This window comes from Salmonella sp. 741265055_HSA (genome assembly GCF_046569525.1).
Lineage (GTDB): Bacteria > Pseudomonadota > Gammaproteobacteria > Enterobacterales > Enterobacteriaceae > Salmonella > Salmonella enterica.
Window position 1 is genome coordinate 1 of the sequence record NZ_JBKFSQ010000033.1, and the last position, 24,594, is coordinate 24,594.

A 24,594-nucleotide genomic window follows, 5' to 3' on the forward strand; every position below is an offset into this window, starting at 1 on the left:
CTGTCCGTGTCCAAACTGGCTGCGCCAATAACGCCTGGTGGGATAGGCTCTTAACAAATAAATTGAGAAAAAATAATGAATTACGAATTAATGACCACCCAGAACGCACCGGTAAAAATGTGGACCAAAGGCGTACCGGTAGAAGACGATGCCCGTCAGCAACTGATCAATACGGCGAAAATGCCGTTTATTTTCAAACATATTGCCGTCATGCCGGATGTGCATTTGGGGAAAGGATCGACCATCGGTAGCGTGATCCCGACGAAAGGGGCGATTATTCCGGCGGCGGTGGGCGTGGATATCGGTTGTGGAATGAACGCGCTGCGTACCAGCTTAACGGCGGCCGATCTGCCGGAAAATCTGGCGGAACTGCGTAGCGCCATAGAGGCCGCTGTGCCTCACGGGCGTACCACCGGACGCGGGCGTCGCGATGTGGGCGCATGGGGAAACCCGCCCGCCAATGTTGATGAAAAATGGGCGCAACTGGAAGCGGGATATCAGTGGCTAACGCAAAAATATCCGCGCTTTTTGAATACCAATAACTATAAGCACTTGGGAACGTTGGGAACCGGTAACCACTTTATTGAGATCTGTCTGGATGAAACCGATCGGGTATGGATCATGCTGCACTCCGGTTCGCGCGGGATCGGTAACGCCATCGGCACCTATTTTATCGGCCTGGCGCAGCAAGAAATGCAAGAGCAGTTAGAAACGCTGCCGTCCCGCGATCTGGCGTATTTTAATGAAGGAAGCGAATATTTTGACGATTACCTGAAAGCGGTACACTGGGCGCAGCAATTCGCCAGCCTGAACCGCGAGGCGATGATGGAAAACGCGCTGGCGGCGCTCCAGCGCTGCGTGGAAAAACCGATCGCCCTCGATATGGATGAGATCAACTGCCACCATAACTATGTGCAAAAAGAGCAGCACTTTGGCGAAGAGATCTATGTGACGCGTAAAGGGGCGGTTTCGGCGCGGCGCGGTGAGTTCGGTATCATTCCCGGTTCGATGGGAGCGAAAAGCTTTATCGTGCGCGGGCTGGGTAACGAAGAGTCGTTCTGTTCGTGCAGCCACGGCGCCGGACGTGTGATGAGCCGAACGAAAGCGAAGAAACTGTTTAGCGTTGACGATCAGATTCGCGCCACCGCGCACGTCGAATGCCGTAAAGATGCGGACGTGATCGACGAGATCCCAATGGCGTATAAAGATATTGATGCGGTGATGGCGGCGCAGTCTGACCTGGTGGAAATCATGTACACCCTGCGGCAGGTGGTGTGCGTTAAAGGATAGAAAATGGTAAGGATCATCGCGCTGGATGGCGCACAGGGAGAGGGCGGCGGGCAGATTTTGCGTTCGGCGCTGAGTTTATCAATGATAACCGGCCAGCCGTTTGAAATGAGCGGCATCCGCGCCGGGCGCGCCAAACCGGGGCTGCTGCGCCAGCATTTAACGGCGGTGCGGGCGGCGACGGAAATCTGCGGCGCGCAGGTGAACGGCGACGAGCTGGGCTCGCAACAGTTGCGTTTTACGCCGGGGCCGATTCGCGGCGGCGAGTACCGTTTCGCGATTGGCAGCGCGGGCAGTTGTATGCTGGTGCTGCAAACCGTCCTGCCCGCGCTGTGGTTTGCCGATGGTTCATCCCGCGTGGAGGTTCACGGCGGGACGCATAATCAGGCCGCGCCCAGCGCCGATTTTATCTGCCGCGTCTGGGAGCCGCTGTTGGCGAGGATGGGCATCAGCCAGCGCACCACGCTGATAAAACACGGCTTTTATCCGGCAGGCGGCGGCGCGGCGGCAACGGTCGTCGAACCGGCGGCTTCTTTACGCGGGCTAACGCTGATATCGCGCGGCGAGACGCTGCGCACCACCGCCGAAGCTTTGCTGGCGGCGGTTCCTTACCACGTTGGCGAACGTGAAGTCGCAACGCTGGAGGCCCACTTCCCGCTGGCGGAGAAAAACGTCGTTGCGCTGGAAGGCGGCTGCGGGCCGGGCAATGCGCTGTCGCTGATGATTCAAAGCGAACAACTGACCGAACTGTTCGCCGCGTTCGGCGTAAAAGGCACCAGCGCGGAAGCGGTAGCTAATCAGGTTGCGCATGAAGCGCGGCGCTATCTCGCAAGCCCGGCGGCGGTGGGAGAGCATCTGGCCGACCAGCTGATTTTACCGCTGGCGCTGGCGGGCGAAGGCGCGTTTACCGTGGCGCGGGCTTCCGCTCACTTGCTTACCAATATTGCGGTGGTGGAACGGTTTTTGCCGGTCAGATTTTCCTGTGAATTAACCGAAAGTGGCTATCTTGTCCGGGTAAGCGACTAAGAGCCTATCCCACCAGGCGTTATTGGCGCAGCCAGTTTGGACACGGACAGCGCGCAAAAACCGGAGCGTACACGTAGTACGTGAGGATTTTGAGCACTGCCCAGGACCAGAATGGCAAGTAAAATAGCCCTAATGGGATAGGCTCTAAGTCATCTTTACGAGCATTGCAAGGCAAACATCCAGGCCCTGTTTGTATGTGTGTCTCAGTTGAGCTACAATTTGAACTGTATAGAGACACAGTACAGGAGACTAATCGATGGCTGCAAATGCGCTTGTTCGTGCCCGTATCGACGAAACGCTGAAGAATCAGGCGGCAGATGTTTTAGCTGAAATGGGGTTAACCATTTCTGATTTGATGCGGATTACACTGACTAAAGTTGCGCGTGAAAAGGCATTGCCTTTTGATTTGCGCATACCCAATGAGTTAACGTCCCGAACGATAGAAAATAGCGAAGCTGGCGTTGATATTCATAAAGCCAAAGATGCTGATGATTTGTTTGACCAGTTAGGGATCTGACTATGGGGCAAAGGGAAATTGAATATTCGGGACAGTTCCAGAAAGATGTAAAACGGGCACAAAAGCGTCATAAGGATGTCGGCAAACTTAAAACACTTATGACGCTTCTGATTCACCACCCTTTTCCCCTTCCTGCCATTTATAAAGATCACCCGTTACAAGGTTCATATAGCGGATACCGGGATGCCCATATTGAGCCTGACTGGATTCTTATTTATAAGATAACGGATGAATGCCTGCGATTTGAACGAACAGGAACGCATGCCGATTTATTTTGAAGGCACCGTTTTTGCCCATATGTTAACCGGTGCTTTCAGGTTTTATGATTAAACAAATTTACACACCAGAGCGTTGCCTGTTTTGCCTCAAACCCCGTACCCCATCATCTTCAGCAACTGCTGCGCGTGCTGTACCGCGTCCTGACGGTGCGCGACGCCGAGTTTCTGGTAGAGGTTGCGGATATGCGTCTTAATGGTGGTTGCGGCCACCGCCAGTTCGCCGGCAATCTGTTCGTTGCTGTAACCGGAATAGATAAGCCCTAACACCTGCCATTCACGCTGGGTGAGCGGGCTGGTGCGAATAAGCTCCGGGACATCCGGATGGTTAAGCAGGCGCTCGACGAAGCCCTCGTCAAAATGGGCGAATTTATGCCGGTGATGTTGGTTAATCTCTCGCAGGATGCGCTGCGCGCGATGCTGCTCCATCTCCGGCAGCGTATTGAGCTGGATAAGCTGACGCAATTGTTGCGCCATGGCTTCGCCTTCAATCACAAAATGGCTGATAAATCCGGTGCGGTTGGCAAGCTGTAAGGCATCAAGCAATACGCGCTGGGCGTCGTTTTTCCGCCCGGATTGCCAGTAAAGCTGATTGAGTAACAGCAGATTGCGGTTTAAATCGCTCATTAAGCGCAGGCTACGGGCATTCTCATTTAACTCTTCCAGCACGATTTCCGCAGGCTCGAATTCGCCCAGCAGGATCTGCGCGCGGGCGATATTCCGCCATTGTCCTTGCAGAAAATGGTTATTGGCAAACGCCGGTTTGGGCGTATGGCGCAACCAGTTGGCGGCGGATTTTTTGTCGCCGGTTAACTGCCAGTAAATGACACGCACTTTATCGGCGTTAGAGATCCAGTCGCAGTGATAACGGCCATTGCCTAATAAGTTTTCCAGTCGGTTAAGCTGACTACGGGCATTATCCAGATCGCCGCGCGCCAGCGAGCACTGCACCAGTAACGTCAGGCACTGCAACTGTTGTTGCGGCTGGAAGGTGGACAGCACAGCGATACCGCTGCGCGCCGAGGCTTCCGCTTCGTCAAGGCGCGCCCACGCCCACAGCAATTGCGCGCGGATACGTACCAGAAACTCATGCATCGGCAGTTGTTCCAGATGTTGCTCTTTGATCAACTGGAAGGCTCTCTCCTGCGTTTCCCATGCGGCCTGCAGGAATCCCTGGGCGAACTGAATTTCGCTTTGTTGAATTAAGCTCCACAGCGCGTAATGCCAGACGTCATGATGGCGCGCCATTTGTTCAGTTTGCTGCATCAGCGATAAAGACTGGCTGAGATCGCCTTTACAGTGCAGCACTTCGCCGTGAACGGAGGTCGCGACAATGCGGCTATAAAACCAGGCGAGAGGAAGCTCATCCAGCGCCAGTTTCGCCAGCCGCTCTGCTTCTTCCGGATTGCCGTCGTTGATGGCGACCTGGGCGCGCAGCGCGTTAAATTCAGCATGTAGCGTGCCGTCCATGACCCCTTTGATCTCTTGCTCGGCGCGCGCCAGCAGCGTATTCACTTCGCTGTAGCGGTGTTGGCTTTGCATCAGCCAGGCCTGTAACAACACCAGCCGCGGATTTTCCAGCAGGCTTTCCCACGGCAGCGCTTTTAATGACTCTTCCAGCAGCGCCAGTTCACTGTGATTAAACAGCCCCCACGCATGGTTAAGCAGGATATCGCGTAGCATTTGCGCGTCACCCGCCGCCAGCGCATGATGTATAGCTTCGCTGGGAAAACCCTGTTCCATCCAGCTTTCCGCGGCCGCACGGTGGATCTCCGGCAGTTCCGCCGCCAGTTCCCACTGGCAACGCTGGCGCAGAAAGCTACCAAACAACGGGTGATAGCTAAACCATTCGCCTGTGTCGTCCATGCGTTGCAGGAATAACCCCTGACGCTCAATCTCCTCCAGCCGCATCTGGCCATTTTCTTCGCCGGTCACGCGCACGATCAACGCGTCATTCATTGAGCGTAAGATCGCGCTTTTAAGTAAGAAATGTCGGGTGCTGACATCCACATTATCCAGTACTTCGTCCACCAGATAATCAGAAAGGTGGCTGGCATTAATCCCGGCAAGACGGCGGGCGGAGTGATGCGCAGAGGTATGGTTCTGGCGCGCGGAGAGGGCGATCAACTGTAGCGCAGTGGCCCAACCGGCCACATCATCGCACATGCGGCTGCTCTCAGCGGCTTCAATGGGCGACGAAAGACGACGGTCAAAAAATTGCTTTGCTTCCTGATGGTTAAAAGCCAACTGCTGGCTACCGATTTCCAACAGCTGATCGCGCACGCGCAGGTTAGCGATGCCCAGTTGCGGTAAATTACGCGATAACACCACCAGGGTGAAATTTTCCGGCTGATGCCGTAAGAAAAAGCGCATCGCGTCGTGAATCACCGGATTGGTAATCAAATGGTAGTCGTCAATCACCAGATAAAGCGGGCGATGCCACTGCGCCAGTTCAATAAAGAGCTGTGCGAAGAGGGACGTCAGGCTGGCGTACTGACGTTTTTGCGCCATCGCTTCGCTGGTAGTGCAGTGTCCGCCGGTGGCCTGCTGGATAGCGGCAATTAAGTAACTGGCGAATCGCTCTTGCTGGTTATCGCCTTCGTCGAGAGAGTACCAGCCTAATTCATTTTTGCCCGCCGCCCACTGTGAGACAAGCGTGGTTTTCCCATAGCCAGCAGGACTGGTTACCAGGGCGAGCCTGAAATTGTTCGCGCCGGAAAGTTTAGCCAACAGCCGCTCACGAACCACGGTATGGTCGAGACGAACCGGACGACTTAATTTAGACGGAATCAACATAGCAATCACTTCACTGTGGGAAATGGGGGGAACTGCGATTTTTTTTGCGCTTCGTAATTAATAGATATAAGGTCGGCCAGAAAGCATTTTAATGCAAGCTAAGCAGACTTTTTATGTGTCTGAATTTGCACTCTGTCACAATTCTAAATAACGGTATTAAAAAAGTATTCGGCGCGGTTGAAACGAGCGTCAGAGCTGGGCTGAGGTCATATTTTCGTTATTGTAAATAATGTCCTGGACATCATCCGGATTTAACACAATGGCGATACCAGGCGTTTAATTAATTATGTTTAGTGAGTGAATCTCCCGCCGCTGAATATTTCAGGTAAGAAACTATTTCGGCGTTCATATAATCTTTCGAAAATACCCCTTCGCGATTTACTGTTATTTCTGTTTATTCATTTGATTATGCGTAACACTGGGTGTCGTTGACAGGAATCGGCGCGTTTATACAGGGGTAAGTGGCGGCGATCACACTTTTATGCTCATCCCCGCTCCTCCTCCCTCCCTAATCATTGCCGGGAGGAGGAAGGTCAACATCGAGCCTGGCAAACTAGCGATAACGTTGTTTTATTACCCGAGGACGGATTTCCTATGTCACAGCCAACCTTCAATAAAGATCAATTCCAGGCCGCCCTGACGCGTCAGTGGCAGCGTTTCGGTTTACTGTCGGCGTCCGACATGATGCCTCGTCAGTGGTGGCAGGCCGTTAGCGGCGCGCTGGCGGAATTACTGAGCGCGCAACCGGTAGCGCAGCCGACGAAAGGCCAGCGTCATGTGAACTACATTTCGATGGAATTTTTGATTGGCCGCCTGACGGGAAATAACCTGTTAAATCTGGGATGGTACCAGGACGTTAGCGATGTACTGAAAGCGCACGATATTAATCTGACCGATCTGCTGGAAGAGGAAGTCGATCCGGCGCTCGGCAACGGTGGTTTGGGACGTCTGGCCGCCTGCTTCCTCGATTCGATGGCCACCGTCGGGCAGTCCGCTACGGGCTATGGTCTGAACTACCAGTATGGGCTGTTCCGTCAGTCATTTGTTGAAGGCAAGCAGATGGAAGCGCCGGATGACTGGCATCGCGGCAGCTATCCGTGGTTCCGCCACAACGAGGCGCTGGACGTCCAGGTTGGGATCGGCGGTAAAGTCACCAAAGAAGGGCGCTGGGAGCCAGGTTTTGTGATTACAGGCCAGGCCTGGGATCTGCCGGTGTTAGGCTATCGTAACGGCGTCGCGCAACCGCTGCGTTTGTGGCAGGCGACCCACGCGCATCCGTTTGATCTGACCAAATTCAACGACGGCGCTTTCCTGCGGGCGGAACAGCAGGGTATCGATGCGGAAAAACTGACGAAGGTGCTTTATCCCAACGATAACCACACGGCGGGCAAAAAACTGCGTCTGATGCAGCAATACTTCCAGTGCGCCTGCTCGGTAGCGGATATTCTGCGTCGCCATCATCTGGCCGGACGCAAACTGCATGAGCTGGCGGATTACGAGGTCATTCAGTTGAACGATACTCACCCGACCATCGCCATTCCGGAACTGCTGCGCGTGCTGATTGACGAGCACCAACTGAGCTGGGATGACGCCTGGGCTATCACCAGCAAAACCTTCGCCTACACCAACCACACCCTGATGCCGGAAGCGCTGGAGTGCTGGGATGAGAAGCTGGTGAAAGCGCTGCTGCCGCGTCATATGCAGATTATCAAGCAGATTAACGATCGCTTTAAGACGCTGGTCGATAACACCTGGCCTGGCGATAAGCAGGTATGGGCAAAACTGGCGGTGGTGCACGACCGTCAGGTACGCATGGCCAATATGTGCGTGGTCAGCGGCTTTGCGGTCAACGGTGTGGCGGCGCTGCACTCCGATCTGGTGGTGAAAGATCTGTTCCCGGAATATCACCAGCTTTGGCCGAACAAATTCCACAATGTCACCAACGGCATTACGCCGCGTCGCTGGATCAAACAGTGCAATCCGCAGCTTGCGGCGTTGCTGGATAAAACGCTGAAAAAAGAGTGGGCTAACGATCTCGACCAGTTGATCAACCTCGAAAAATACGCTGACGACGCCACATTCCGTCAGCAGTATCGCGACATCAAGCGGGCGAACAAAGAACGGCTGGTGAAATTTATCCAGGCCCGTACCGGGATTGAGATTTCGAGCCATGCGATTTTTGATATTCAGATCAAACGTCTGCACGAGTACAAGCGTCAGCATCTGAATCTGTTGCATATTCTGGCGCTGTACAAAGAGATTCGCGAAAACCCGCAGGCTGACCGCGTACCGCGCGTATTCTTGTTTGGCGCGAAGGCGGCGCCGGGCTATTACCTGGCGAAGAACATCATTTTTGCTATCAATAAGGTTGCGGAAGCCATTAATAACGACCCGGCGGTGGGTGATAAGCTGAAGGTGGTTTTCCTGCCGGATTACTGCGTCTCGGCGGCGGAAATGCTCATTCCGGCGGCGGATATTTCCGAGCAAATTTCCACTGCCGGGAAAGAGGCGTCCGGCACCGGCAACATGAAACTGGCGCTGAATGGGGCGTTGACTGTGGGAACGCTGGACGGCGCTAACGTTGAAATCGCTGAGAAGGTGGGTGAAGAGAATATCTTTATCTTTGGCCATACTGTGGAAGAGGTCAAGGCGCTCAAAGCCAAAGGCTACGATCCGGTGAAATGGCGTAAAAAAGACAAAGTGCTGGATGCGGTGCTAAAAGAGCTGGAAAGCGGTCAATACAGCGATGGCGATAAACATGCCTTTGACCAGATGCTGCATAGCCTCGGCAAACAGGGGGGCGATCCGTACCTGGTCATGGCGGACTTCGCCGCTTATGTCGAGGCGCAAAAGCAGGTGGATGCGCTGTATCGCGACCAGGAAGCGTGGACGCGCGCCGCGATCCTCAATACCGCGCGCTGCGGTATGTTCAGTTCCGATCGCTCTATTCGCGATTATCAGGCCCGTATCTGGCAGGCAAAACGCTAAGGGAGCGCGATGGAAAATAAACGTCTCGATAGTGCCGCGCTGGCGGCGGGGATCAGCCCCAGTTACATCAATGCTCATGGCAAACCGCAGTCTATTGGCGCTGAAACCAAGAGACGTTTGCTGGCGGCGATGCACGGCACGACAACAGGACCACAGGCGGTCGTGCCGAATGTGAAGGTTTATACCGCGGGTAAAAAAATGGCGTTGCCGGTAGAGGGACGCGGTGAGTTTGCCTGGCTGCTGACTACGGAAGAGGGCGTGCATTACAAAGGGCGCGTGACGGGCGGTAAAAAACTTAACCTTCCGGCTACATTGCCGGAGGGCTACCACACCCTGACGTTGACCCTGGATGAACAGCGTACGCACTGCCGGATTATCGTCGCCCCGCCGCGATGCTATGAGCCGCAGGCGCTGCTGGAAGGGAAAAAACTGTGGGGGGCCTGCGTCCAGCTTTATACTCTGCGTTCAGAAAAAAACTGGGGTATTGGCGATTTCGGCGATTTGAAGTCGATGCTGGTCGACGTGGCGACACGCGGCGGCGCGTTTATCGGCCTGAACCCGATCCACGCGCTTTATCCGGCGAATCCGGAGAGCGCCAGTCCCTACAGCCCCTCGTCTCGTCGCTGGCTGAACGTGATATATATCGACGTCAACGCCGTCGAAGATTTCCGCCTGAGCGAAGAGGCGCAGGCATGGTGGCAAATGCCCGCCACACAGCAAAAGCTGCGACAGGCACGCGATGCGCAATGGGTGGATTACGCTACCGTTACCGCGCTGAAAATTACGGCGCTGCGGATGGCGTGGACGCGGTTTGCCGCTCGCGACGATGCGCAAATGGCGGAGTTTCGTCACTTTATCGCCCGCGAAGGCGAGAGCCTTTACTGGCAGGCGGCATTCGACGCGCTGCATGCGTATCAGGTAAAAGAGGATGAGCAGCGCTGGGGCTGGCCAGCCTGGCCGGAGGCGTACCAGTCGGTAGAGTCTTCCGCTGTAAAACAATTCTGTGAAGCGCACCGCGAAGAGGTGGAGTTTTACCTCTGGCTTCAGTGGCTGGCCTGGCGCCAATTCGCCGCCTGCTGGGATACCTGCCAGAGTTTTAAACTACCGATTGGTCTGTACCGCGATCTGGCGGTTGGCGTAGCGGAAGGCGGCGCGGAAACCTGGTGCGACCGGGAGCTGTACTGCCTGAAAGCATCTGTCGGCGCGCCGCCGGATATCCTCGGCCCGCTCGGTCAGAACTGGGGGCTGCCGCCAATGGACCCGCATATTATTGTCGCCCGGGCCTATGAGCCCTTTATCGACCTGCTGCGCGCCAATATGCAAAACTGCGGCGCGTTGCGCATTGACCATGTTATGTCGTTGCTGCGTCTGTGGTGGATACCGTATGGCGAAACAGCGGATCAGGGGGCTTACGTCCATTATCCGGTTGACGATCTGTTGGCTATTCTGGCGCTGGAGAGCCAACGTCACCGTTGTATGGTGATAGGCGAAGATCTGGGGACGGTGCCAGTTGAGATTGTCGGCAAGCTGCGCGATAGCGGGGTCTATTCTTATAAAGTGCTGTGGTTTGAAAATGACCTTGAGAAAAACTTCCGCGCGCCAGGCGCATATCCGCAACAATCGATGGCTGTCGCCTCGACGCACGATCTCCCCACGCTGCGCGGCTATTGGGAATGCGGTGACCTGACGTTGGGTAAAGCTCTGGGGCTTTATCCGGATGAAGTGATTCTGCGCGGGCTGTATGAGGATCGCGAGCGGGCGAAACAGGGGCTATTGGACGCGCTGCATAAATATGGCTGTCTGCCAAAACGCGCCGGGCATAAGGCATCGTTAATGTCGATGACGCCAACGCTAAATCGCGGGCTTCAGCGCTATATCGCCGACAGTAACAGCGGTCTGTTGGGGCTTCAGCCGGAAGACTGGCTGGATATGGCCGATCCGGTTAACGTACCGGGCACCAGCGATCAGTATAAAAACTGGCGGCGGAAATTGTCTGCATCTCTTGAGGCCATGTTTGCCGATGAGGGCGTAAACAAACTGATTAAGGATTTGGATAAGCGCCGAAAAGCGGCCGCGAAGAAGAAGTAATAAAGCCGGGGATTTCCCCGGCTTTATGATGGTGAGAGCACGTAGGCCTGATAAGCGCAGCGCCATCAGGCAATCCTGGCGCAAATTGCTGCCTTATCCGGCCTACAAGCCGCCTCGCTTAAACCACCATACCCAGTAGCAGACAGCCGATCAGGCCGCAGACGGAGATGATCGTTTCCAGCATCGACCAGGATTTAATGGTCTCGCCGATAGTCAAATTGAAATACTCTTTGAACAGCCAGAAGCCTGGGTCGTTGACGTGAGAGAAAATCACGCTCCCGGAACCGACCGCGATAACCATCAGTTCAGGGCTAACGCCGGTAGTGGCGATCAGCGGCGCCGCAATGCCGCCTGCGGTAATCGCCGCGACAGTCGCAGAGCCCAGCGCGATACGCAGCACCGCCGCGATAGACCACGCCATCAACAGCGGAGAGACATTGGTTTCATGCATCATTGAAGCGATGTATTTATCCACGCCGCTATCGACCAGCACCTGCTTGAACGCGCCGCCGCCGCCGATGATCAGCAGCATCATGGCGATAATTTTGATGGAAGAGACCAGCGTATCGTTAATCTGATCCATGGAACGCCCGCGGTTCAGGCCAAAGGTGAACATCGCAATCAGTACGGCAATTAACGTAGCCATTACCGGGTCGCCCAGGAACTCGGCAACGGGCAGGAAAGCGTGGCCTTTTGGCAGAATCATCTCGGCAATCGCACGCATCGCCATCAGAATAACCGGAACCAGCGACGTCCAGACGCTGACGCCAAAGCCCGGCATCTCTTCTTCCGTAAAAGTTTTCGCGCTGTACAGGCCTTCCGGGATCGGCTTATCGATGCCTTTCAGGAAACGGGCGTAAACCGGTCCGGCAAGGATCACGGTCGGGATCGCCAGAATCGTACCAAACAGCAGCGTCTTACCCATATCGGCATGGAAAATCGTGGCGATCGCGGTTGGACCCGGGTGCGGCGGCAGGAAGCCGTGTGTGACGGAGAGCGCCGCGGCCATCGGCACGCCGACGTACAGTAACGGGATATTCGCCGCTGCGGCAATGGTGAATACCAGCGGCAGCATCAGAACGAAGCCCACTTCATAGAACAGAGCGAAGCCGACGGTAAAGCCGGTTAACACTACGGCCCACTGAATATGCTTTTTACCAAATTTCGCGATCAGGGTAGTGGCGATACGTTGAGCGCCGCCGCAGTCGGCAAGCATTTTGCCCAGCATGGCGCCGAACCCCATAATCAGGGCCAGACTGCCAAGCGTACCGCCGACACCGGCTTTGATGGAGCCGATGACTTTATCCAGCGGCATTCCCTGCATCAACCCGACAGCGAGCGCTACCAGGACAAGGGCGATAAATCCGTTCATTTTGAAGCGGATCATCAGAAGAAGTAACAAGATAACACCGATAGCAACGATGACTAATGGCATGATTTACCTGGCCTTTACTTTGTTATGGGTAACGTCATTGTTTCGACGACAAATTCCTGTTGTTCCCGACGGGAACAGAGTCGCAATAGCACCAATACTGATTACCGTTGAAACGAATGAGCGTAGTCAGATGTTATATGGATGTTAGGTGCCCATAAGAATGATACGGGTAACATATGGGTGTTGAAAATGACCCTGGCAGGCAAAATTTAAATTATGAGACACAGGTCATGTTATCGGCGAAAGAAGAAGAACCATTGTTCTGAGATGTGGCTGATGGCGCAGAATGGCGGCGTAGACGCCTTATTCGGCCTACGGTGGGGCAGACAAGGCCCGACAGGCGCAAGCGCCATCGGGCATGGATGCGGGGAAAATCTTAGTAGTAGGAGTGCTCGCCGCGCTGGTGTTCGGTCAGATCGCGAACCCCTTTCAGTTCCGGGAATTCATTCAGCAACTGTTTCTCGATCCCTTCTTTCAGCGTGACGTCAACCATCGAGCAACCGTTACAACCGCCGCCAAACTGCAGAATTGCATAGCCTTCATCGGTAATTTCCATCAGCGAGACGCGACCGCCGTGGCCCGCCAACTGTGGGTTAATCTGCGATTGCAGAGCATATTCCACGCGCTCCATCAGCGGCGCGTCATCGGCCACTTTGCGCATCTTCGCGTTTGGCGCTTTCAATGTGAGTTGAGAACCTAGCTGGTCGGTCACGAAATCAATTTCCGCGTCTTCCAGATAGGGCGCGCTCAGCTCGTCGACATAAGCGGTCAACAGGTCAAATTTTAGTGCAGTATCGGTGGCTTCTACGGCGTCGGGCGGACAATAAGAAACGCCGCACTCTGCGTTAGGAGTGCCGGGATTAATGACAAATACGCGGATTTGCGTCCCTTCTTCCTGATTTGCCAGCAGTTTGGCAAAGTGCGCTTGTGCAGCATCGGAAATACGGATCATAGTAATGGCCTAATAGTTGACTATTTTAGTTGGTTATAATACGCCCATCATCGAGGCTCTACAAGGTTCGACACAGGCACCATACCTGGACAGTCGCTGCGCCGTTGCGCAAAAGCAGTTGCGCGATTTCCGCGACGGTACTTCCGGTAGTGACGACATCATCCACAATAACCATATGGAGACCCTGTACCGGCAATTCAAGGCGAAACGCGTTTTTCAAATTGCGCTTACGTAACCTGGCACTGAGATGATGTTGTGTTGCGGTCGCCCGTACCCGCGTGATGGTCTGGCTGTCCCACGCGCAGCCAAGCCAGCGCGCTAACGGTTGACATAACAGATCGCTTTGGTTAAATCCCCGCCGCCAGTGTCGGCGCGACCAGAGCGGAACGCTGACGATTCTGTCGGGAAGCTGCAAGCCAGTGCTGCGGCGCGCCATGAGTACTTCCTGCAACAGTAGACGCGCCAGAGCGGCGGCAATTTCGCTGCGGCGGGTAAATTTAAGCTGATGCACCAGTAAACTCAAGGGCGGCGTATAGTCACTGACGCTCACCAGACGCTGCCAGGGCGGAGGTTTTTGCAGGCAGCGACCGCAGGGGAGCGAAGGATGCGCGGCAGGTAATCCGCATTGCGGACACAGACTGACGCGCTGGCGGACGGCGCGCGCGCATACGGAACAAATCCCCCAGTGGCTTAACGCCAGCGGCATTCGGCATAGCCAGCATAATCCCGGTACTGTTAGCATAGGTGCATCCTTGTTAGACAAAAGAGAACAGTAACTGATGAATGACATCTGGTGGCAGACCTACGGCGAGGGAAATTGTCATCTTGTGCTGCTGCACGGATGGGGATTGAACGCGGAGGTATGGCATTGCATTCGCGAGGAACTCGGCTCGCATTTTACGCTGCATCTGGTCGACTTGCCGGGCTATGGCCGTAGTTCGGGGTTTGGCGCTATGACGTTTGAAGAGATGACGGCGCAGGTAGCGAAAAACGCGCCGGACCAGGCTATCTGGCTTGGCTGGAGCCTGGGTGGCCTGGTGGCGAGTCAGATGGCGCTCACCCACCCTGAACGCGTTCAGGCGCTGGTGACAGTCGCCTCTTCGCCATGCTTTAGCGCGCGTGAGGGGTGGCCGGGAATAAAACCGGAAATCCTCGGCGGATTCCAGCAGCAGCTTAGCGACGATTTTCAGCGCACGGTGGAGCGTTTTCTGGCGCTGCAAACGTTAGGGACGGAGACTGCGCGTCAGGATGCCCGCACCTTAAAAAGCGTGGTGTTGGCGCAGCCTATGCCGGATGTAGACGTGCTCAATGGCGGACTGGAAATCTTAAAAACGGTCGATCTACGAGAAGCGCTTAAAAATGTGAACATGCCGTTTTTGCGTTTGTATGGTTATCTGGACGGTCTGGTGCCGCGTAAAATCGTGCCTTTGCTCGATACGTTATGGCCGCACAGTACATCACAGATAATGGCGAAGGCGGCCCATGCGCCGTTTATCTCGCATCCGGCGGCGTTTTGTCAGGCGCTGATGACGCTAAAATCATCGCTGTAACCAGGGCATTGCCGGGCCCGGACCATTCTGCAAGGTTAATGGCTTTCAGACGCCAGATCGGCAGGCGCCAGCCCGGTAACCCTAAGCACGGTATCGCGATCGAAACCATCGTTTAGCATGGAGCGGGCAATGCGCAATGCGGCGAGCCGTTGGCCTTCCTGCTTGCCTTGCTGTAGCCCTTTCTGTAACCCGTTACGATGCCCTTCCTGACGTAATCTTTCTGCGATAGTCATGATCCTCTCCTTATGCTGTGGGATACGCATAGCCACCTGGCGGATAAACGTATTGAAGCGCGCGGCGTCGCCAGTGTGCATCATGTAATTAAACAGACTTTGAAGCTGGGTGTCATTAGCGTATCCCTTAACCAGCAGGGCGACCAGCTGTTCGACAAGCCCCATCAGATCACGCTAGCGGATGTGTTTTTGTATGAGTTCCAGCAGCGCGACCCGTCGGTGCCGCATAATCTCGTCATCCGGCACGACCGTAATATCGACCAGAGGAAAGGCGGTGGCGTATAGCTTACGCGCCATCACCGGGTCGGCAAATTCATCCAGCCAGCATAATGAGAACGGATACGGGCTGCGGTTTCCGTGATAAAACAGCATTGGCACCACTAACGGCAACGTCTTATGCCCGGCCTCCAGGTGCCGTTGCATTGCAGCCATTGCGTAACGCATCAGCCGAAATGCCATATGCGCGTCCGGCGTACTCTGATGTTCAATAACCACGTAAATGTAACCTTCACCTTCACTCGTTTCCAACGACCACAGAATATCGGAATAATGGGGGCGTAAATCCTCTTCAATAAAGCTACCGGACTCCAGCCGTAACGTATTCAGATTACAGATTTGACGTAATGTCGTCGGGAGATGAATTTCCAAAAAATCCCGTGCAGTATCGGGGTGGCATAGAAACTGTTTGAATACCGCGTCATGCGGCGTGGATGTTGTTGAGGTCGCCATATCGATCCGTCATCGGTGAAGTTCAATGGCGTGACACTACGCGCAGACCGGGCTGATTGCAGTAGAGGATTAGTGCGCTTGCGAGGCGCGTGGGGAGATAAATGCGCACGGCGGTAACGCTTTCATCTTTGTGGAAGGCATGACGCAAAATTGCCCGGCAGCGTGACGCGTACCGGGCAACATAACGCGGGATAAAGGCCGGATAAGACGCGTTATGTCGCTACCCGGCGAAGGTTAACGCAAGGCCCACCATTCGCGCAGGCAGGCTTTACCTTCCGGACAACTTTTACAGCTGCCTGAAAGGCAGCCGTCCGCTTCTTCCGGGATACGTACCGCTTTACCCATGATCTCCAGTTGATTCAGCATGGCGTCGATCATGGGCTGCGGAGCGTGCAGCGTATGGCTGATCTGCGTTGCCTCCATACGCCCCCGTAGCGCCAGTAGATCGCGAACCTGTATCAATGAAGCCATTTTTTACATCCCTTAGTGACAATTGCCCGCAGTGCCCGAACAACAGGAACTGACGTTTTTGCGGGTTGCCAGCAGTTCAATGTCTACACGGCTGCGGGCGCGGCGCAACAGGCTTAACACCACAACGTTAAAGACGATCACTGCCAGAATACAGATCAGGCTGTATGTCGGGTGTTGACTGAAGCTGGTAACCTGGTAGAACAGCGTGGCGAGCGAATAGGCGATATTCAGTCCCCACAGGATGGAGAAGCCCATCCAGCCGCGGCTGGACTCGCGGGCGATAGCGCCCATTACCGAGATACACGGTACGTAAAGCAGGACGAAAATCAGGTAACTGTACGCCGCCGCGGCGCTGCCGAATTTTTGATCCATCACGCCCATCGCGCCGGTCGCCATTTCGCCGTCGCCTTTACTCGCTTCGATCGGGTTAGCCAGTACGCTCAGGCTAAAGGTGTCTTTCAGGCTTTGCCAGGTATCGTCAACCGCGCCCAGCAGTTCATCGCCGAGGTGGAAGTCGGCAGGATTAAACGCTTCGTCCTGAATATTTTCGGCGGTATAGAGCGTGTTCAGCGTACCGACGACAACTTCTTTCGCCATGGCACCCGTAAACAGACCTACGGTCGCTTGCCAGTTATCCTCATGGACGCCGATCGGTTTAAAGACTGGCGTGATGACGCGGCTTACGGAGGCGAGGGCGGAGTCATTAATGTTATCGACGATTTTGCCGCTCAGCGAGAAACTGTTAAACGCGCTCAGGAAAATACTCACGATGATAATGACTTTACCGGCACGTAGTACAAAACCTTTCAGGCGTTGCCAGGTCTGGATGATCAGGCTCTTGATATGCGGGACGTGGTAAACCGGCAGCTCCATCACAAACGGAGAAGCTTCGCCGCGCATAATGGTATGCTTCAGCATCAGGCCGGTTAATACCGCCATGACAATACCCAGCACGTACAGCGAGAAGACCGCCAGCGCGCCGTTTTGCCCGAAGAAGGCGGCGGCAAAGACGGCGAAAATCGCCAGGCGCGCGCCACAGGACATAAACGGCGCCATCATGATGGTCATCAGGCGTTCGCGCGGAGCGTCAAGCGTGCGGGCGCCCATCACGGAAGGTACGTTACAGCCGAAGCCGACAATCAGCGGCACGAAGGATTTACCCGGTAGTCCCAGCGCCTGCATCAGGCGATCCATGACGAAGGCCGCGCGCGCCATATAACCGGAGTCTTCAAGGAAGGAGAGGAACAGGTACATCATCCCGATTTGCGGCACCAGCGGCAGGACGGTATTGATCCCGCCGCCAAGACCTTGCGCCAGGAAGATGGTTAACCAATCCGGGAAGTGCAGCGTGTAGCCAATCCATTGAATGCCATGAATAAAGATGGCGACGGAACCGGCATCAAACAGGGGTTGCAACGCGCCGCCGATGTTAATGGCGAGCAGGAACATCAGGTACATCACGAACAAAAAAATCGGTAAGCCGAGGAATCGATTCAGAATAATTTTATCGACCGCCCTAGTGAAGCGGCTGGGTTCGGCTGTCAGGGTATTGCTGACCACGTCGCAAATAGCGGCGATACACTGATAACGGGCGTCGGCGATATGCAGCGCCGGGTCGTCCATTTCGTCCTTCAGACGGGCCAGGGAGGTGTCCAGGTTTTGCGCCGCCTCGCCTGCGTAAGCCCGGCTGTAGATATCGCCCTCCAGCATTTGCAGACCCAGCCAGCGGCGCTGTTGTAAAGGCATCTCCTGGGCCATCGCGTCGGCCAGGAAACCTGCTTCGCGCAGCAGCGGCTGGGCATAATGCACCAGTTCGACGTTGTCGTTAGCGTTGTGACGGTCAATGGCCAGTTTCAGCGCCTCGATACCGCGACCGCGAGTCGATACCAGCGGTACGACAGGGCAACCCAGACGCGTGGACAGAGCGTCGACATCAATACGAACCTGCTGTTTTTCGGCGATATCCAGCATGTTGAGCGCGACAATACAGGGGATACCCAGCTCCAGCAGTTGCAGCGTCAAATAGAGGTTGCGCTCCAGATTGGAGGCGTCTACAACGTTTATCAACAGGTCGGCGTCGCCGCTCAGGATGTAGTGGCAGGCGATCTGTTCGTCGAGAGAGGTTTGTGACGAGATGGTCGTCAGAGAATAGGTGCCGGGTAAATCTACCAGCGTGACCTGGTGGTCAGTTGTCGCGAACTGGCCCTCTTTACGCTCGACGGTGACGCCCGCCCAGTTCCCCACGCGCTGACGCGCGCCGGTGAGTTGGTTAAATAAGGTGGTCTTGCCGGAATTAGGATTACCAATTAAACCAATGGTTAATTTTTTCATTTTTATAGACTCACTGTATTAACAGGAAACCGCTTCCACTTCTATTAACGCCAAATCCTTTTTACGCAAAACCAGACTCACGCGTCGTGTTTCGATATGGATCGGATCGCCTAAGGGCGCGACGCGGACAACATTAAATGAAGAGCCGGGCAACATGCCGAGCGAAAGCAGTTTTTGACGATACGCCGGGCTGATTTCACGCGCAAAGCCGGTGATTTTCCACGCAGTGTCAGGAGTGAATTGCATACGACCTACTTGTTTCTTACTAACTGGATGTATACCTCATGCGGCGCTCAGGGGGGCGGCAGGAGACCCGATGTTTAGCCAACGAAGGAAAGAGTAAATAATCAACAACACAATGATAATGAGAATGGTTTCTATCTTCAACGATTAAAATGTGACGGAATGTACAAATAAGCGATAATTTGCGCCGATGTTGATATGGCTCAACATTTATTTGTCTTTTTGCAAATACCCCTGATGTGCAAATATTCACCGTTTTTAATGTTTAATTAAGGTTTCATCTGTTAATAAAGTGATAATTAATAGTGCGGATAGCAGAAGAAAATTAATTAACAGATTCTAATGGGTAAGATTTAATTGTTAATTAAAAAAGAAAGGGTTGGACGTATTGCAAAATCGCAGGCCGGATAAGAAGTAACCCGGCCTGCGTATTACCCGATTAGCGTTTTTTTCCCATTGCGGCTGCCAGCGCGTCCATCATGGCGCTGTTACCGGCTGGCTGGGCGTCACGACCGCGCGGTTTCGCCGCTTTTGATGCCGGGCGGTTGCCCTGAGCGCGATCGGCGCCGCCGCCGCGGCGAGCGGCGGTTTCGCCGGGCTGTTCGTCCAGACGCATCGTCAGCGCGATACGCTTACGTTGCAGATCCACTTCCAGCACTTTCACCTTCACAATATCGCCCGCTTTCACCACGGTGTGTGGATCTTCAACGAACTTATTCGAGAGCGAGGAGATATGCACCAGGCCATCCTGATGAACGCCGATATCGACAAACGCGCCGAAGTTAGTGACGTTAGTGACCGCCCCTTCCAGAATCATCCCCGGCAGCAGGTCGTTCATGGTTTCAACGCCATCGGCGAATTGCGCGGTTTTAAATTCAGGACGCGGGTCGCGGCCCGGTTTTTCCAGCTCTTTGATGATATCGCTCACGGTCGGCACGCCGAATTTATCGTCGGTAAAATCAGCGGCCTTGAGGTGACGCAATTCGTTGCTGTTGCCCATCAGATCTTTTAGCGCTTGCTGCGTCGCCGCAAGAATGCGTTCGACAACCGGATAGGCTTCCGGGTGGACGGTGGACGCATCCAGTGGGTTATCGCCGTGGTTAATACGCAGGAAGCCCGCGCACTGCTCAAACGCTTTCGGCCCCAGACGGCTCACCTTCAACAGTTGCTGGCGGTTCTGAAACTGACCGTTCTCATCGCGCCAGGCGACGATGTTTTGCGCCATCATGCGCGTTAAGCCCGCGACGCGGGTCAGCAGCGGCACGGAGGCGGTATTCAAATCGACGCCGACGGCGTTTACGCAGTCTTCGACCACCGCATCCAGTTTACGGGCCAACTGGGTCTGGCTGACATCGTGTTGATATTGGCCGACGCCGATCGATTTCGGATCGATTTTCACCAGTTCCGCCAGCGGATCCTGCAGACGACGCGCGATAGAGACCGCGCCGCGCAGGGAGACATCGAGATCCGGAAACTCCTGCGCCGCCAGCTCAGAAGCGGAATACACGGACGCCCCCGCTTCGCTGACGATCACTTTCTGCGCCGTCACGTTCGGGAACTGTTTTTGTACGTCGAGATAGAAGCGTTCGGTTTCACGCGAGGCCGTACCGTTGCCAATCGCGACCAGTTCGACATGGTATTTTTCGCACAGCGCGGCGATCACGGTAGCCGCTTTAGCCGCCTGACCGGTATGCGGATAAATGGTATCCGTCGCCACCAGCTTGCCGGTGCCGTCAACGACAGCGACTTTTACGCCGGTACGCAGGCCAGGATCAAGGCCCATTGTGGCGCGTAGGCCAGCGGGGGCTGCCATCAGCAGGTCGTGCAGGTTACGGGCAAACACGTTAATCGCTTCATCTTCCGCACGTTCGCGCACGGTGCCCATCAGTTCGGTTTCGAGGTGCATTAAGACTTTGATACGCCACGTCCAGCTCACTACGCCTTTGCGCCAGCTATCCGCCGGGGCGTTATTTAGCCGCAGGCCGAGATGGTCCATGATGATTTGCTCGCAGTAGCTTTCTTTCGGCGGCTCATCAAACTGTGGGTCGGCATTGAGCGAAAGTTGCAGAATGCCTTCGTTACGACCACGGAACATGGCCAGCGCACGGTGAGACGGGACGTTAGCAATGGGCTCATGATGGTCGAAATAGTCGCGGAATTTTGCCCCTTCTTCCTCTTTGCCGTTCACGACCGTGGCGACCAGATGGGCGTTCTTCCACAGGTAATCACGCACTTTCGCCAGCAATGCGGCGTCTTCGGCAAAGCGCTCCATCAGAATGTAGCGTGCGCCGTCGAGCGCGGCTTTCGTGTCCGCCACGCCTTTGTCGCCATCAATGTACTTTGCCGCTTCCACGTCAGGATCGTGGGACGGTTCGTTCCAGAGCAGATCGGCCAGCGGCTCAAGGCCGGCTTCAATGGCGATTTGTCCACGGGTGCGGCGTTTAGGTTTATAGGGCAGGTAGAGGTCTTCGAGCTCGGTCTTACTTAACGTAGCGTTGATGGCGCCAGCCAGCTCATCGGTCAGTTTGCCTTGTTCGGAAATGGACTTGAGAATGGCCTGACGCCTGTCTTCCAGCTCACGCAGATAGCCCAGACGCGTTTCCAGGTTACGCAACTGCGTGTCATCCAGACCGCCGGTGATTTCTTTACGATAACGTGCGATAAACGGCACGGTGTTCCCTTCGTCAAGCAGGCGAACGGCAGCTTCAACCTGCCCGGCATTTGCCTGGATTTCACCCGCAATAATGCGGCAGAAAGAATCATTCATCATGGGTTAGCTTCGTCTTCAGGATAAAAATCAGGGGATAGTTATACGGATTGGCTGGCAAAAATGCCAGCCATCAGCGGGGGCTTAGGATTCTTCTTGTCTTATTTGACGTATTCGATCGCATTGACGTACCAGTTTGCTTCGCCGACAGGGGTGTTGACCACCGCCAGATCGCCCACTTCTTTTTTCAGTAGCGCCCGCGCCATCGGCGAGTCGATAGAGATGTAATCCTTACGTCCGAAAATTTCATCGTAGCCGACAATGCGGAACTTCAGCGTATCGCCGTCATCATTTTCGATTTCCACCCAGGCGCCGAAGAAGACTTTGCCCTCCTGCTGCGGGGAATAATCCACGATTTTGAGATTTTCCATGCATTTGGTCAGATATCTGACGCGTCTGTCGATCTCACGCAGGCGCTTTTTATTATACTGATAGTCGGCATTCTCGCTGCGGTCGCCCAGACTCGCAGCCCAGGTCACTTTTTTGGTGACCTCCGGGCGCTCTTCACGCCAGAGATAATTGAGCTCTTGTTTGAGTGTTTCGTACCCTTCGCGGGTGATCAGGGGCGTTTTCATCTCGTTGATTTACCTTTGCTGTCGATATTGCGCACACGGGGTATAACGTGATCGTCCCGACAGAATAAATAATGGGGTTGCCGATTAATTGTATATTTAAGCTGCTGTTAAATATGCTTTGTAACAATTTAGCCTGAAATTCATACCAGAATTTGCTGGTGACTCACGTGAGCTTTTTTAAGAATACACACTTACATTTGTTGCGAACCTTTGGGAGTACAGACAATGCAAGAGAATTATAAGATTCTGGTGGTTGATGACGATATGCGTCTGCGGGCGCTACTGGAACGTTATCTGACCGAGCAGGGCTTCCAGGTTCGAAGCGTCGCTAACGCCGAGCAGATGGATCGTCTGCTGACCCGTGAATCTTTCCATCTCATGGTACTGGATTTAATGCTGCCAGGTGAAGATGGTCTGTCGATTTGTCGTCGCCTGCGTAGTCAAAGTAATCCAATGCCGATCATTATGGTCACGGCGAAGGGTGAAGAGGTTGACCGTATCGTCGGGCTGGAAATCGGCGCCGATGACTACATTCCTAAACCGTTTAACCCGCGCGAGCTGTTGGCGCGTATCCGTGCCGTGTTACGTCGTCAGGCAAACGAACTGCCCGGCGCGCCGTCGCAGGAAGAGGCCGTTATCGCGTTCGGTAAGTTTAAACTGAACCTCGGTACGCGCGAGATGTTCCGTGAAGATGAACCGATGCCGCTGACCAGCGGGGAGTTTGCGGTACTGAAAGCGTTAGTCAGCCATCCGCGCGAGCCGCTCTCTCGCGATAAGCTGATGAATCTGGCCCGTGGCCGCGAGTATTCCGCGATGGAACGCTCCATCGACGTCCAGATCTCCCGCCTGCGCCGTATGGTGGAAGAAGATCCGGCGCATCCGCGTTATATTCAAACCGTATGGGGCCTGGGCTACGTCTTCGTACCGGACGGTTCTAAAGCATGAGGCGAATGCGCTTCTCGCCGCGAAGTTCATTTGCCCGCACGCTGTTGCTCATCGTCACCTTGCTGTTCGTCAGCCTGGTGACGACCTACCTGGTGGTGCTGAACTTCGCGATTTTGCCGAGCCTCCAGCAGTTTAATAAGGTTCTGGCTTACGAAGTCCGTATGCTGATGACCGATAAGCTGCAACTGGAGGACGGCACGCAGTTAGTCGTGCCGCCTGCGTTTCGCCGGGAAATCTATCGCGAGCTGGGGATCTCTCTCTACACCAACGAAGCCGCTGAAGAGGCCGGGCTGCGTTGGGCGCAACACTACGAATTCTTAAGCCACCAGATGGCGCAGCAATTAGGCGGCCCGACGGAAGTGCGGGTTGAGGTCAACAAAAGCTCGCCCGTCGTGTGGCTCAAAACCTGGCTGTCGCCCAATATCTGGGTGCGCGTGCCGCTGACTGAAATTCATCAGGGCGATTTTTCTCCGCTTTTCCGTTACACGCTGGCGATCATGCTCCTGGCGATAGGCGGCGCGTGGCTGTTTATTCGTATACAGAATCGACCGTTAGTGGATCTTGAACATGCCGCTTTGCAGGTAGGGAAGGGAATTATTCCGCCGCCGCTGCGTGAATATGGCGCCTCTGAGGTGCGCTCTGTGACCCGGGCGTTTAACCATATGGCAGCCGGCGTGAAACAATTGGCCGATGACCGTACGCTATTGATGGCGGGCGTCAGCCACGACTTGCGCACGCCGCTGACCCGTATTCGTCTGGCGACGGAGATGATGGGCGAGGACGACGGTTATCTCGCGGAGTCGATCAATAAAGACATCGAAGAGTGTAACGCCATTATCGAACAGTTTATTGACTATCTGCGTACCGGTCAGGAAATGCCAATGGAGATGGCGGATCTCAATTCCGTGCTGGGCGAGGTGATTGCGGCGGAAAGCGGCTATGAGCGTGAGATTAACACTGCGCTTCAGGCAGGCAGTATCCAGGTGAAAATGCACCCGCTCTCGATTAAGCGCGCGGTGGCGAATATGGTGGTCAATGCTGCCCGTTATGGCAACGGTTGGATTAAGGTCAGCAGCGGCGCCGAGTCGCATCGCGCCTGGTTCCAGGTAGAAGATGACGGGCCGGGCATTAAGCCGGAGCAGCGTAAACATCTGTTCCAGCCTTTTGTGCGCGGCGACAGCGCCCGTAGCACCAGCGGCACAGGGCTGGGGCTGGCGATTGTGCAGCGTATTATCGATAACCATAACGGGATGCTGGAGATTGGCACCAGCGAGCGTGGCGGATTGTCGATTCGCGCCTGGCTACCGGTTCCTGTGGCTCGCGTCCAGGGGACGACAAAAGAGGCATAAGAAAGGGAGGTATTACCCTCCCTTTCTTCTTAACGCC

At 54.9% G+C, this 24,594-nt stretch carries 18 protein-coding genes and 1 pseudogene; 9 read left to right on the top strand and 10 right to left on the bottom strand.

Features of this window, described 5'->3' with window-relative positions:
* Nucleotides 1-75: 75 nt before the first annotated feature.
* The 4 genes from rtcB (at nucleotide 76) to ACLD4K_RS17010 (ending at nucleotide 3,108) form a co-directional block, all read left to right on the top strand.
* Entirely contained in the window at nucleotides 76-1,290 is a 1,215-nt protein-coding gene (gene rtcB, locus ACLD4K_RS16995) for an RNA-splicing ligase RtcB (RefSeq protein ID WP_001105529.1), read from the top strand.
* Nucleotides 1,291-1,293: 3 nt separating this feature from the next.
* Nucleotides 1,294-2,313 carry an RNA 3'-terminal phosphate cyclase gene (rtcA, locus tag ACLD4K_RS17000; protein WP_411012201.1) on the top strand — a complete coding sequence of 340 codons (1,020 nt, stop codon included), beginning with the start codon at nucleotides 1,294-1,296 and terminating at the stop codon, nucleotides 2,311-2,313.
* Nucleotides 2,314-2,569: 256 nt separating this feature from the next.
* Nucleotides 2,570-2,830, top strand: a complete 261-nt coding sequence (locus ACLD4K_RS17005) for a type II toxin-antitoxin system RelB/DinJ family antitoxin (RefSeq protein WP_411012202.1) — start codon at nucleotides 2,570-2,572, stop codon at nucleotides 2,828-2,830.
* Between the two features lie 2 nt (nucleotides 2,831-2,832).
* Nucleotides 2,833-3,108 carry a type II toxin-antitoxin system YafQ family toxin gene (locus ACLD4K_RS17010; RefSeq protein ID WP_001526148.1) on the top strand — a complete coding sequence of 92 codons (276 nt, stop codon included), beginning with the start codon at nucleotides 2,833-2,835 and terminating at the stop codon, nucleotides 3,106-3,108.
* An 87-nt stretch (nucleotides 3,109-3,195) separates the two neighbouring features.
* Here ACLD4K_RS17010 and malT read toward each other — a convergent pair whose 3' ends face one another.
* On the bottom strand, nucleotides 3,196-5,901 hold the full coding sequence (gene malT, locus ACLD4K_RS17015; protein ID WP_411012203.1) for an HTH-type transcriptional regulator MalT: 2,706 nt from the start codon (nucleotides 5,899-5,901) through the stop codon (nucleotides 3,196-3,198).
* Nucleotides 5,902-6,495: 594 nt separating this feature from the next.
* Between malT and malP the strand changes: the two genes are divergently transcribed.
* Together malP and malQ are read left to right on the top strand one after the other, a co-directional pair.
* Nucleotides 6,496-8,889 (top strand): maltodextrin phosphorylase, encoded by a 2,394-nt coding sequence (gene malP / locus ACLD4K_RS17020; RefSeq protein ID WP_080095297.1) that lies wholly within the window; start codon nucleotides 6,496-6,498, stop codon nucleotides 8,887-8,889.
* 9 nt (nucleotides 8,890-8,898) lie between these two features.
* The gene (gene malQ / locus ACLD4K_RS17025) at nucleotides 8,899-10,977 is read left to right on the top strand and encodes a 4-alpha-glucanotransferase (RefSeq protein ID WP_108638884.1); all 2,079 of its coding nucleotides are present in this window, start codon (nucleotides 8,899-8,901) and stop codon (nucleotides 10,975-10,977) included.
* A gap of 118 nt (nucleotides 10,978-11,095) precedes the next feature.
* On the opposite strand, the gene gntT is transcribed toward malQ, so the two are convergent.
* The 3 genes from gntT to gntX form a co-directional block, all read right to left on the bottom strand.
* Entirely contained in the window at nucleotides 11,096-12,412 is a 1,317-nt protein-coding gene (gntT, locus tag ACLD4K_RS17030; protein WP_001131737.1) for a gluconate transporter, read from the bottom strand.
* 376 nt (nucleotides 12,413-12,788) lie between these two features.
* Complete coding sequence (nfuA, locus tag ACLD4K_RS17035; RefSeq protein WP_000619387.1) at nucleotides 12,789-13,364, bottom strand: Fe-S biogenesis protein NfuA; 576 nt, start codon at nucleotides 13,362-13,364, stop codon at nucleotides 12,789-12,791.
* 58 nt (nucleotides 13,365-13,422) lie between these two features.
* Nucleotides 13,423-14,106, bottom strand: coding sequence for a DNA utilization protein GntX (gene gntX, locus ACLD4K_RS17040; protein ID WP_000958733.1), 684 nt, complete (start codon nucleotides 14,104-14,106; stop codon nucleotides 13,423-13,425).
* Nucleotides 14,107-14,143: 37 nt separating this feature from the next.
* Between gntX and bioH the strand changes: the two genes are divergently transcribed.
* Nucleotides 14,144-14,914 carry a pimeloyl-ACP methyl ester esterase BioH gene (gene bioH / locus ACLD4K_RS17045; RefSeq protein WP_000998138.1) on the top strand — a complete coding sequence of 257 codons (771 nt, stop codon included), beginning with the start codon at nucleotides 14,144-14,146 and terminating at the stop codon, nucleotides 14,912-14,914.
* Nucleotides 14,915-14,949: 35 nt separating this feature from the next.
* Here bioH and ACLD4K_RS17050 read toward each other — a convergent pair.
* From ACLD4K_RS17050 to greB, 6 genes and pseudogenes are all read right to left on the bottom strand, one after another.
* A pseudogene (locus tag ACLD4K_RS17050) lies at nucleotides 14,950-15,876 on the bottom strand (Rpn family recombination-promoting nuclease/putative transposase).
* A gap of 234 nt (nucleotides 15,877-16,110) precedes the next feature.
* Nucleotides 16,111-16,347, bottom strand: coding sequence for a [Fe-S]-dependent transcriptional repressor FeoC (feoC, locus tag ACLD4K_RS17055; protein WP_000157587.1), 237 nt, complete (start codon nucleotides 16,345-16,347; stop codon nucleotides 16,111-16,113).
* A gap of 12 nt (nucleotides 16,348-16,359) precedes the next feature.
* Nucleotides 16,360-18,678, bottom strand: coding sequence for a Fe(2+) transporter permease subunit FeoB (gene feoB / locus ACLD4K_RS17060; RefSeq protein WP_000736983.1), 2,319 nt, complete (start codon nucleotides 18,676-18,678; stop codon nucleotides 16,360-16,362).
* A gap of 18 nt (nucleotides 18,679-18,696) precedes the next feature.
* Nucleotides 18,697-18,924 (bottom strand): ferrous iron transporter A, encoded by a 228-nt coding sequence (feoA, locus tag ACLD4K_RS17065; protein ID WP_001160955.1) that lies wholly within the window; start codon nucleotides 18,922-18,924, stop codon nucleotides 18,697-18,699.
* 436 nt (nucleotides 18,925-19,360) lie between these two features.
* Complete coding sequence (locus ACLD4K_RS17070; RefSeq protein ID WP_023138606.1) at nucleotides 19,361-21,691, bottom strand: Tex family protein; 2,331 nt, start codon at nucleotides 21,689-21,691, stop codon at nucleotides 19,361-19,363.
* Between the two features lie 98 nt (nucleotides 21,692-21,789).
* Nucleotides 21,790-22,263 carry a transcription elongation factor GreB gene (gene greB / locus ACLD4K_RS17075; RefSeq protein ID WP_000856695.1) on the bottom strand — a complete coding sequence of 158 codons (474 nt, stop codon included), beginning with the start codon at nucleotides 22,261-22,263 and terminating at the stop codon, nucleotides 21,790-21,792.
* Between the two features lie 225 nt (nucleotides 22,264-22,488).
* Here greB and ompR point away from each other — a divergent pair, with 225 nt between their 5' ends.
* Both ompR and envZ read left to right on the top strand, forming a co-directional pair.
* Entirely contained in the window at nucleotides 22,489-23,208 is a 720-nt protein-coding gene (gene ompR, locus ACLD4K_RS17080) for a two-component system response regulator OmpR (RefSeq protein ID WP_001157751.1), read from the top strand.
* Nucleotides 23,205-24,557, top strand: coding sequence for a two-component system sensor histidine kinase EnvZ (gene envZ / locus ACLD4K_RS17085; RefSeq protein ID WP_411012204.1), 1,353 nt, complete (start codon nucleotides 23,205-23,207; stop codon nucleotides 24,555-24,557). Before ompR ends, envZ begins: the two co-directional genes overlap by 4 nt.
* Nucleotides 24,558-24,594: the final 37 nt, after the last annotated feature.

Excerpts from the sequence above, each read along its gene's own strand:
- rtcB (WP_001105529.1), top strand. The coding sequence starts at position 76 with ATGAATTACGAATTAATGACCACCCAGAACGCACCGGTAAAAATGTGG.
- rtcA (WP_411012201.1), top strand. The coding sequence starts at position 1,294 with ATGGTAAGGATCATCGCGCTGGATGGCGCACAGGGAGAGGGCGGCGGG.
- ACLD4K_RS17005 (WP_411012202.1), top strand. The coding sequence starts at position 2,570 with ATGGCTGCAAATGCGCTTGTTCGTGCCCGTATCGACGAAACGCTGAAG.
- ACLD4K_RS17010 (WP_001526148.1), top strand. The coding sequence starts at position 2,833 with ATGGGGCAAAGGGAAATTGAATATTCGGGACAGTTCCAGAAAGATGTA.
- malT (WP_411012203.1), bottom strand. The coding sequence starts at position 5,901 with ATGTTGATTCCGTCTAAATTAAGTCGTCCGGTTCGTCTCGACCATACC.
- malP (WP_080095297.1), top strand. The coding sequence starts at position 6,496 with ATGTCACAGCCAACCTTCAATAAAGATCAATTCCAGGCCGCCCTGACG.
- malQ (WP_108638884.1), top strand. The coding sequence starts at position 8,899 with ATGGAAAATAAACGTCTCGATAGTGCCGCGCTGGCGGCGGGGATCAGC.
- gntT (WP_001131737.1), bottom strand. The coding sequence starts at position 12,412 with ATGCCATTAGTCATCGTTGCTATCGGTGTTATCTTGTTACTTCTTCTG.
- nfuA (WP_000619387.1), bottom strand. The coding sequence starts at position 13,364 with ATGATCCGTATTTCCGATGCTGCACAAGCGCACTTTGCCAAACTGCTG.
- gntX (WP_000958733.1), bottom strand. The coding sequence starts at position 14,106 with ATGCTAACAGTACCGGGATTATGCTGGCTATGCCGAATGCCGCTGGCG.
- bioH (WP_000998138.1), top strand. The coding sequence starts at position 14,144 with ATGAATGACATCTGGTGGCAGACCTACGGCGAGGGAAATTGTCATCTT.
- feoC (WP_000157587.1), bottom strand. The coding sequence starts at position 16,347 with ATGGCTTCATTGATACAGGTTCGCGATCTACTGGCGCTACGGGGGCGT.
- feoB (WP_000736983.1), bottom strand. The coding sequence starts at position 18,678 with ATGAAAAAATTAACCATTGGTTTAATTGGTAATCCTAATTCCGGCAAG.
- feoA (WP_001160955.1), bottom strand. The coding sequence starts at position 18,924 with ATGCAATTCACTCCTGACACTGCGTGGAAAATCACCGGCTTTGCGCGT.
- ACLD4K_RS17070 (WP_023138606.1), bottom strand. The coding sequence starts at position 21,691 with ATGATGAATGATTCTTTCTGCCGCATTATTGCGGGTGAAATCCAGGCA.
- greB (WP_000856695.1), bottom strand. The coding sequence starts at position 22,263 with ATGAAAACGCCCCTGATCACCCGCGAAGGGTACGAAACACTCAAACAA.
- ompR (WP_001157751.1), top strand. The coding sequence starts at position 22,489 with ATGCAAGAGAATTATAAGATTCTGGTGGTTGATGACGATATGCGTCTG.
- envZ (WP_411012204.1), top strand. The coding sequence starts at position 23,205 with ATGAGGCGAATGCGCTTCTCGCCGCGAAGTTCATTTGCCCGCACGCTG.